Annotated in this window: 7 protein-coding genes and 1 pseudogene; 4 read left to right on the plus strand and 4 right to left on the minus strand. The window is 38.3% G+C overall.

Features of this window, described 5'->3' with window-relative positions; all coding sequences use genetic code 11:
- Nucleotides 1–77: 77 nt before the first annotated feature.
- The gene (ppsA, locus tag DYI81_RS11690; RefSeq protein WP_106984882.1) at nucleotides 78–2,456 is read right to left on the minus strand and encodes a phosphoenolpyruvate synthase; all 2,379 of its coding nucleotides are present in this window, start codon (nucleotides 2,454–2,456) and stop codon (nucleotides 78–80) included.
- A gap of 153 nt (nucleotides 2,457–2,609) precedes the next feature.
- Here ppsA and DYI81_RS11695 point away from each other — a divergent pair, with 153 nt between their 5' ends.
- The gene (locus DYI81_RS11695; protein WP_117007604.1) at nucleotides 2,610–3,446 is read left to right on the plus strand and encodes a pyruvate, water dikinase regulatory protein; all 837 of its coding nucleotides are present in this window, start codon (nucleotides 2,610–2,612) and stop codon (nucleotides 3,444–3,446) included.
- Nucleotides 3,447–3,924: 478 nt separating this feature from the next.
- On the opposite strand, the gene DYI81_RS11700 is transcribed toward DYI81_RS11695, so the two are convergent.
- The 3 genes from DYI81_RS11700 to DYI81_RS11710 all read right to left on the minus strand — a co-directional run bounded on the left by DYI81_RS11700 (nucleotide 3,925) and on the right by DYI81_RS11710 (nucleotide 6,617).
- Complete coding sequence (locus DYI81_RS11700) at nucleotides 3,925–4,488, minus strand: flavoprotein (RefSeq protein WP_117007605.1); 564 nt, start codon at nucleotides 4,486–4,488, stop codon at nucleotides 3,925–3,927.
- Between the two features lie 266 nt (nucleotides 4,489–4,754).
- A complete protein-coding gene (locus DYI81_RS11705) occupies nucleotides 4,755–5,759 on the minus strand; it encodes an LLM class flavin-dependent oxidoreductase (RefSeq protein ID WP_117007606.1) in 1,005 nt (334 codons plus the stop codon).
- Nucleotides 5,760–6,089: 330 nt separating this feature from the next.
- The gene (locus DYI81_RS11710; RefSeq protein WP_117007607.1) at nucleotides 6,090–6,617 is read right to left on the minus strand and encodes a hypothetical protein; all 528 of its coding nucleotides are present in this window, start codon (nucleotides 6,615–6,617) and stop codon (nucleotides 6,090–6,092) included.
- 482 nt (nucleotides 6,618–7,099) lie between these two features.
- Between DYI81_RS11710 and DYI81_RS11715 the strand changes: the two genes are divergently transcribed.
- The 3 genes and pseudogenes from DYI81_RS11715 to DYI81_RS11720 form a co-directional block, all read left to right on the plus strand.
- Nucleotides 7,100–7,645 carry an Ail/Lom family outer membrane beta-barrel protein gene (locus DYI81_RS11715; protein ID WP_117007608.1) on the plus strand — a complete coding sequence of 182 codons (546 nt, stop codon included), beginning with the start codon at nucleotides 7,100–7,102 and terminating at the stop codon, nucleotides 7,643–7,645.
- 103 nt (nucleotides 7,646–7,748) lie between these two features.
- Nucleotides 7,749–8,000 carry a helix-turn-helix domain-containing protein gene (locus DYI81_RS18115; protein WP_107681057.1) on the plus strand — a complete coding sequence of 84 codons (252 nt, stop codon included), beginning with the start codon at nucleotides 7,749–7,751 and terminating at the stop codon, nucleotides 7,998–8,000.
- A pseudogene (locus DYI81_RS11720) lies at nucleotides 7,969–8,605 on the plus strand (IS3 family transposase); the annotation flags it as partial. The gene DYI81_RS18115 and the pseudogene DYI81_RS11720, both read left to right, overlap by 32 nt.
- Nucleotides 8,606–8,816: the final 211 nt, after the last annotated feature.

Raw genomic sequence — 8,816 nt, forward strand, 5'->3', positions numbered from 1 at the left:
ATACAATCTCAAAACGTATATAAAAAGTATAGGTGAAAAAAAAGACCCAAATGTGGGTCTTTTTTTAACACAGATTTTTAAGCTTGTTGAGCTTTTTCTTCTGATAAGAAGAACCAAGTGTCTAATACTGAGTCTGGGTTCAATGAAACAGATTCAATACCTTGTTCCATTAACCATAAAGCAAGGTCTGGGTGATCCGAAGGACCTTGACCACAAATACCTACGTATTTGCCAGCTTTACGACATGCTTGGATTGCCATAGAAAGTAAAACTTTTACAGCTGCATCACGTTCGTCAAATAAATGAGAAACAATACCTGAGTCACGGTCTAAACCAAGTGTAAGCTGAGTTAAGTCGTTTGAACCGATAGAGAAACCATCGAAGTGTTCAAGGAATTGGTCTGCTAACAATGCGTTGGTTGGCAATTCACACATCATGATCACTTTAAGGCCGTTTTCACCGCGCTTAAGACCATTTAGAGCAAGTAATTCAATTACACGTTTCGCTTCGTTTACAGTACGAACGAATGGAATCATGATTTGAATGTTTGTTAAGCCCATTTCGTCACGAACTTTCTTCAATGCACGGCATTCTAATTCGAAGCAGTCACGGAAGTTGTCAGATACATAACGGCTTGCACCACGGAAGCCCAACATTGGGTTTTCTTCTTCAGGTTCGTATAACTTACCACCGATCAAGTTTGCGTATTCGTTTGACTTAAAGTCAGACATACGCACGATCACTGGTTTGTCAGCGAAAGCAGCTGCAAGTGTAGAAATACCTTCAACGAGTTTTTCAACATAGAATTCGATCGGAGATGCATAACCAGCAGTACGCGCCATAACTGCAGCACGCGTTTCACGTGGAAGGCTGTCAATATTAAGCAATGCTTTAGGGTGAACACCAATCATACGGTTGATGATGAACTCTAAACGTGCAAGACCAATACCTTCGTTTGGAATTTGAGCGAAGTCAAATGCGCGGTCTGGGTTACCTACGTTCATCATTACTTTGAACGGAAGAGCAGGCATAGATTCGATAGAGTTACGCTGAACTTCAAAATCTAAAGAACCTTCGTAGATGAAGCCAGTGTCACCTTCAGCACATGAAACAGTCACTTCTTGACCGTCTACAAGTACTTCAGTTGCATTACCACAACCAACAATTGCTGGAACACCTAATTCACGTGCAATGATTGCAGCGTGGCAAGTACGGCCACCACGGTTTGTTACGATTGCAGCAGCACGTTTCATTACTGGTTCCCAATCTGGGTCAGTCATGTCTGATACAAGTACGTCGCCGTCTTGAACTTTGTCCATTTCTTTAATTGAAGTCACGATACGAACTTTACCAGAACCGATACGTTGACCAATTGAACGACCTTCACATACTACAGTACCTTTTTGTTTTAAAAGGTAACGTTCCATAGTACCGACATTTTCACGGCTTTTTACAGTTTCTGGACGTGCTTGAACGATATAAATTAAACCGTCATCGCCATCTTTAGCCCATTCGATGTCCATTGGAGAACCATAGTGGTTTTCAATGATCAAGGCTTGTTTAGCAAGTTCTTGTAATTCGTGATCGTTCAAGGCGAATTGTTGACGTTCAGCTTTGTCTACATCAACAACAACAACAGATTTACCTGCAGCGCCTTCTTCACCGTAAATCATTTTTTGGTGTTTAGAGCCAAGGTTACGACGAAGAATCGCGTGTTTACCTGCATTTAGAAGCGGTTTTGATACGTAGAATTCGTCAGGGTTAACTGCGCCTTGTACAACCATTTCACCCAAGCCATAAGATGCTGTAATGAATACTGCATCACGGAAGCCTGACTCTGTATCTAGTGTAAACATTACACCAGCAGCACCAGTTTCAGAGCGAACCATACGCTGGATACCAGCAGACAATGCAACAACATCGTGTGCAAAGTTTTGGTGTACGCGGTAAGAAATTGCGCGGTCGTTATAAAGTGAAGCAAAAACTTCTTTAATCGCGATCAGAATGTTATCGATACCGCGAATGTTTAAGAAAGTTTCTTGTTGGCCAGCAAATGACGCATCTGGTAAGTCTTCTGCAGTTGCAGATGAACGAACGGCAACCGCGATGTCAGGGTTGCCGTTTGAAAGTGCTTCGAATGCTGTGCGGATTTCTTTTTCAAGCTCTGCTGTAAGCGGAGTGTCAACAATCCATTGGCGAATTTTAGCGCCTGTTTCAGCGAGAGCAATCACGTCATCAACATTGAGTGCTGCGAGCTCTGCGTTAATTTTAGCGTTTAGGCCACTTTGCTCAAGGAATTCACGATAAGCTTGTGCTGTTGTCGCAAAACCACCCGGGACAGATACACCAGCATTTGATAGATGGCTGATCATTTCACCGAGAGATGAGTTTTTCCCACCTACTAGTTCAACGTCATGTTTCCCTAATTTTTCTAGACCAATTACGCGCGCTTCCAAAGTTGTTACTCCACTTTTGCAGTATTAATCACTATCTTGGCATGAAATTATAACAAATTACTTAGCATTTTGGATTTACTAAGTGACAGTCATGTAAGATGGTTTACTATAAAGATTATATAGCACTTAGACAAATATTTGAGGAGAATTTTAATGTCAGAAGGTAAACAAATTCAGCGCAGTGTTTTTTTTATTTCTGATGGTACGGCCATTACCGCTGAAACCCTCGGACACTCTTTGCTGGCGCAGTTTCCGCATGTAGATTTTGACATTCATATCATCCCTTATATTACCTCTGAAGAGGCTGCTACAAACGTCGTAGCTGAGATCAATCAACGCTCACAAAAAGACGGTCAAAAGCCTTTGGTGTTTGATACCTTAGTTGACCCTTATGTACGTGATATTATTAATACAGCTGATGCAATAAATCTTGATGTATTTGAAGGGCTTATTAGTAAGTTGTCTGATGAATTAGGCACATCGCCTACGACTTTAGTCGGACAAACTCATGCAGTGACGGATTCTGAGTCATATAAGGCTCGTATTGATGCGGTACATTTTGCTTTAGATAACGATGATGGTGCACGTACTCGCCATTATGACAAAGCAGATTTAATCCTGATTGGTGTATCGCGCTCGGGTAAAACACCAACATCAATTTATCTATCTTTACAATTTGGAATTCGTGTTGCGAATTATCCTTTAACAGAAGAAGATTTAGATGATAATCGTTTGCCTGCAGTGCTTCGCCCGCATAAACATAAGCTGTTTGGCTTGATGATTGATGCAGAGCGCCTTGTGGCGATTCGTTCGGAGCGTAAAGCAAATAGCCGTTATGCAAGCTATAACCAGTGTCAAATGGAATTGCGTGCGATTGAGGGAATTTACATTTCGGAAGGCATTAAATATTTAAATGTGTCTGAGATGTCGATTGAAGAAATCTCAACGCGTGTATTGCAAATGACTGGTTTGAAGCGTCGAATTGGTTAAAGCCAAAAGGAGCCACGATTTTGTGGCTCATTTTTTATAAATATGAAATATAGATTGATAAGAATTTAATATCAGTATATATCAAATAAATGCTATCTATAATGTCATTTTCTATAAAAATAACCTCTTGAAAGAGTAGATTAGAGAAAGCGCTTATTTTGAATGGAAATAAAAAACTAAAAATTGATCAAATTTTATTAGAAAAATTAAATAAAATATTTTAATCATCTAAATAATCATGATGTTTTTATTTGCTAAATTTAGACAAAAGTAGTGCGATTTCTATGTGGTAAATACGGATGAAAATGCTTTGATTCGACCCAACAATGTAGCTTATTTTTCAGATAGTTTTATGTACTAATTTGCTTTGATAGCACTTTTATAAGCACAAAAAAATGAACCAATTGATCGTAAAACAATCAAATTAAATTCGTGAGCCTATACGAAACCAGCATAAGCTCATTTAAAAATGGATGAATTATGGTGCTTTTACATGGTGAATGATGACATCACATGGATAAAGATGATCATTAATCGCCTGAATTTCATGACTATGCACTTTCATAATTGGCCATGTCACTAAGGTGCAGTTGGGACGTTGTAAAGCCAAATAATAACTATCTGACTTTAAAAAAGTCTTATTTTGAATGGCTGTATTTGGCATGAGCAAATGCTTAAGCCATGTATCTTTAACTTGATCTTCTAAAAAACGTAGCGCTAAAAGGCTTTTAATACGGTTGTTAAATAAACGTCGATTTTTAATGACTAAGGGATGCTCAATGAGTTTATGGATGAAACGTTCTGTTTTGGGTAAGACAAAATGAGGCTGTATTTGAAACACGGCAACCTGCTGAGCATGTTGGCTGATGTAGTTGAGCTGTGTTGCAGTATCTTGGTCGATGCCGATAACAGCCACATTTTTATCTTTAAAGTCAAAATTTTTAATGTCTTTTGAAGAAAGTAAGGTGCCTTTGAACTCTTTAAAATCTGTATGAATATTTTGAAAGGCCTGATGGGGTGCATCGGGCTGTTGTGTGCTCATAAGTAGTGTTCCAATAATAATTGTTTTCAGGTGTATTTATATGAATATAGATAGCGAACTTTAACGTAGAGGTAAAATACGGAATGTAATCTGGACAGTCATCCCGAAAATAATGCTGTGATGATCAAAAAAATGAGGTGCATTTGTGGAAAGTGGACGAATTTTAAGTCCATCTAAGTATAAAGGGCGTTCGAAAATAGCATCGTTCACTATGAACAATAAATATGTCGTGTGAAGATGCTATTTATGAGTTTGGATTGAATATTTTAAGTTTGGTTACGAATAGTCATTAAGCGCTCAAAACTTTCTAAACGCTTTTGCGTGTCATAAATATCGCAAGTAAAAATAAATTCATCAATTTCATAGCGCTGTGCTAATGCCTCTAGACCAGCTTTCACTGTGGTATTCGATCCAATCTGAGCTATGGCATAAAAGCTATCCACGGACATTTTTTCAGATGCAGACCAAACACCGTCCATAGTAGGAATAGGAGGTGGAAGTTTACCACGTTGATTACGGAACATACTTAAAATCCGTTGGTAGGGCGTAGTTGCTAAGAATTGCGCTTCAGCATCTGTTTCTGCAACAACAATAGGAACCCCCATAGAGACATAAGGGCGGTCTAAGTATTCTGAGGCTTGGAAATTGTCGCGGTATAATTGGATTGCTTGCCCTAACATGCGCGGTGCAAAGTGTGAAGCAAAAGAATAAGGTAAGCCCAAACGCGCCGCCAATTGCGCGCTAAATAAACTAGAGCCAAGTAACCAGACTGGAACAGCAGTACTTTGGCCTGGTGTTGCAATGATTCTTTGATTAGGTACAGGGTCTTTAAAGTACTGCAAGATTTCATTTACATCTTGGGGGAATTGATCTTCAGTTTCTTGTTGACCACGTCGAAGTGCGCGCATAGTGTATTGATCTGTACCAGGAGCACGTCCTAAACCAAGTTCAATACGGTTTGGATAAAGCGTTGCCAACGTACCAAATTGTTCAGCTACTACTAGTGGCGCATGGTTAGGTAGCATAATTCCGCCAGAGCCTAATTTGATGCGTTGTGTATTTGCCAATAAATAGCCTAAAAGTACGGATGTTGCGGAACTCGCAATACCTGCCATATTGTGGTGTTCTGCAACCCAGAGGCGTTCAAAACCCAGCTTTTCTGCATGTTGTGCGAGTTCCAAAGCATGATGTAATGCATCCGCAATGGTTTTGTTTTCACGAACAGGTGCAAGTTCTAATATTGAAAATTTAATTTCATTTAAGTTGCGCATAACTGGCCTCGTATACTTTATATCGAGATAATACGATATATGCGATTGGAAGTATATCGACAAATTTCGATATTAATAGAATTTAATACAAGCTAGTTTATGAAGTTACAAAACTAAAAAGAGTAGTTTGAATGAGGAAGGTAAAAATCATGGGTATGAATTGATACGTGATTTAAACCTATTACATTGATATTTTGTAAAAAATAAATATTTCTATGCTATTTAAGATGAATGATTGGATAAAAACTTCGTTATACAAAAAGCACCCGAAGGTGCTCAATAATGAGTGTTCTGATAAATAATAGGTCATAGCCTAATCATGCATAATGATTAGCGACGATCTTGTTTGTACCAACCTATGTGACGGCCATTGTCGTTGCGATATGCTGAATTGTTATAACGGTATTTAGAGTTGCGGTAGCCACGATTGTCATAGCGGTCATCATAACGGCTGTTATAACGATTATTGTATCCATCGTCATAACGACGGTCTTGGCTGACTTTTTGGCCTAAAACTGCACCACCTGCAGAGCCTGCAGCGGCACCAATATAACCACCGTTTGTGCCACCCATATTTTTACCAACGGTATAACCACCAGCACCACCTAGCGCACCACCAATAATTGCTCCATTACGATCACGCTTATTCGCTGATGCTGCAGCACCAGCGCCACCACCAATGGCTGAACCAATCATTGCACCTGTTTGACCACCCATCTGGTTACCAATGGCTGCACCTACCACACCACCAAGAGCTGAAGTAAGGGCTGTATTTGTGCTATTACCTGCATTTGCAGCAGTCATAGTCATTGCTGAAGCTGCAAATATTGCACTAAAGAATACGGTTTTGATTTTCATTTTTCGCGTCCTAAAAACACTTGTTTCTATCTTGATATCAATTTAAAAATAAATTTTGGAAAAATAATGAAGATGAACAGGACGCTCATGAAATAATTTGTAACCTGTATGTAACCCATCACCACATAGTGTACATAATGGTTGTTTTGTTCAAAGTCTCCCTTGTAGCCTTGCCTGAATTAAGTGTTTATATTTATTTGATATTAATATATTTTTTAAAAATAGTGATGTTGTCTTCACCCCAGAAAGTCAAAACCATGGAAGATAAAAATTGAAAATCGTCATTTTAAAATGCATAAAAAGATTTAAATATCTAAAACCTATGAACTCGGGAGTATGAATTTATTTGATCACTGCCGATTTGCATTTGGTCTTTTACAATACCCTTTTTATACTCATAATGACATAATAGTTGCAGTGGATTTATCCACTTAATAGTTATTCAAGTTAAGAATGACTAATAATCTATAAAAAGGTGTAAGATGATTCAAAATATTATTCGTGGCGCTATTTTTACTTGCGCACTAGGTATGTCTATTAATGCTGTTGCGGCTCAACATACAGTTTCTGTTGGCTATGCGCAAACAAAAGCGGAAGACTTTAAAGATTTAAAAGGTGTGAATGCACAATATCGCTTTGAAAGCGAATCTCCTGTAGGCGTGGTGGTTTCAACATCATATGTATCTGGTGATGACAAATCTAATTATGGTTTTGGCGAAGAAAAAGCTGAAGTTAAATCTTTTTCACTTTTAGCTGGTCCAGCATACCGCTTTAATGAGTATGTAAGTGCATATGCTTTGGCAGGATTTGCTAATGTTAAGGGCGATTACAGTGATCGTGAATTTGATGGAAGTTACAGCTATTCAGAAAGCATTACTAAAACATCATTTGCATATGGTGTGGGCGTAGCTGTTAATCCTGTGCAAAATGTATCTGTACATGTAGGTTATGAAGGTACGAAGGTTAAATTTAATGGAGAAAGCGCTAAGTTAAACGGATTTAACATTGGTGTAGGTTACCGTTTCTAAAATAATTTAGTTTTAATGGTCTCCAAGACAACTCAAAAGCCCTCAAAAATTAATCTGCACCCAAAAAATTGGACACACAGTCTGATTTGAAGGGTGCATTTTTATGTCAAGACAAAGAAGAACACTAGAGTTCAAGTTGGAAGTAGTACAGCATTTTATATCTACTTCTGATGGACAAAAAAGAACTGGAGCACGTTTCGGTATTGATGAAAGTCATGTAAGAAATCGGGCTAACTTATATAAATTACATGGTTTAGATGGTCTTAGAACCTCCAGAAGAACCTACACTCCTAAAGAAAAAGAATCTATTTTGTTGTACCGTATTAAGAAACACAGGTTTGGTTGTGAACCATAAGTGTGTACAGCGTCTTATGCAATCTATGAAGCTTAAATCGCGGATTAGAGCTGTGAAATATCGTTCCTATAAAGGTGAGATTGGTAAAATTGCTAACAATATATTACAGCGACAATTCAAGGCAGATAAACCTAATCAGAAGTGGGTTACTGATGTGACTGAGTTTAATGTTCAGAGTGATAAACTTTATCTTTCACCGATTATGGACCTATTTAATATTCCAAACTCAGCACAGACCAACCTTTTCGATAATCAGTATGATGCTACAGGATGCTCTCAGTAAACATAAACCAAACGATACCCTAATTTTACATTCTGATCAGGGCTGGCAATATCAAATGTTTCTCTATCAACAACAAGTTAACCAGCAAGGCCTAATTCAAAGTATGTCACGTAAAGGTAATTGCCTAGATAATGCAGCAATGGAAAGCTTCTTTGGAATTATAAAATCAGAGTGCTTCCATGGAGAGCAATTTAAATCAGTTGATGAGCTGGAACAAAAGGTGAAAGAATATATACACTATTACAACCATGAAAGAATCAAGGTTAAATTAAAAGGACTGAGTCCTGTACAGTACAGAATTCAGTCCTTAAAAGTCTCTTAATATCTTGTCCAGCTTTTTGGGGTCAGATCACTTTGAGGGCTTTTTTTAGGTAATCTTCCTTAGGGTGACGGAATAATAGTGAGCTGAACCGTACCGGGTTTGTCGGAGACTCAGTATTCTGAGAGAATGTTCCGATGACCAAATTAAAATATACCCCTGAAATCAGAGAAAGAGCGGTTCAATTATTGATTGAATCTGAAAAAGACTATCC

It is taken from the genome of Acinetobacter sp. SWAC5, assembly GCF_003419885.1.
Lineage (GTDB): Bacteria > Pseudomonadota > Gammaproteobacteria > Pseudomonadales > Moraxellaceae > Acinetobacter > Acinetobacter cumulans.

Bases quoted from the DNA above. Each gene is read 5' to 3' on its own strand.
- DYI81_RS11700 (WP_117007605.1), bottom strand. From the start codon at position 4,488: ATGAGCACACAACAGCCCGATGCACCCCATCAGGCCTTTCAAAATATT.
- DYI81_RS11710 (WP_117007607.1), bottom strand. From the start codon at position 6,617: ATGAAAATCAAAACCGTATTCTTTAGTGCAATATTTGCAGCTTCAGCA.
- DYI81_RS11695 (WP_117007604.1), top strand. From the start codon at position 2,610: ATGTCAGAAGGTAAACAAATTCAGCGCAGTGTTTTTTTTATTTCTGAT.
- DYI81_RS18115 (WP_107681057.1), top strand. From the start codon at position 7,749: ATGTCAAGACAAAGAAGAACACTAGAGTTCAAGTTGGAAGTAGTACAG.
- DYI81_RS11705 (WP_117007606.1), bottom strand. From the start codon at position 5,759: ATGCGCAACTTAAATGAAATTAAATTTTCAATATTAGAACTTGCACCT.
- DYI81_RS11715 (WP_117007608.1), top strand. From the start codon at position 7,100: ATGATTCAAAATATTATTCGTGGCGCTATTTTTACTTGCGCACTAGGT.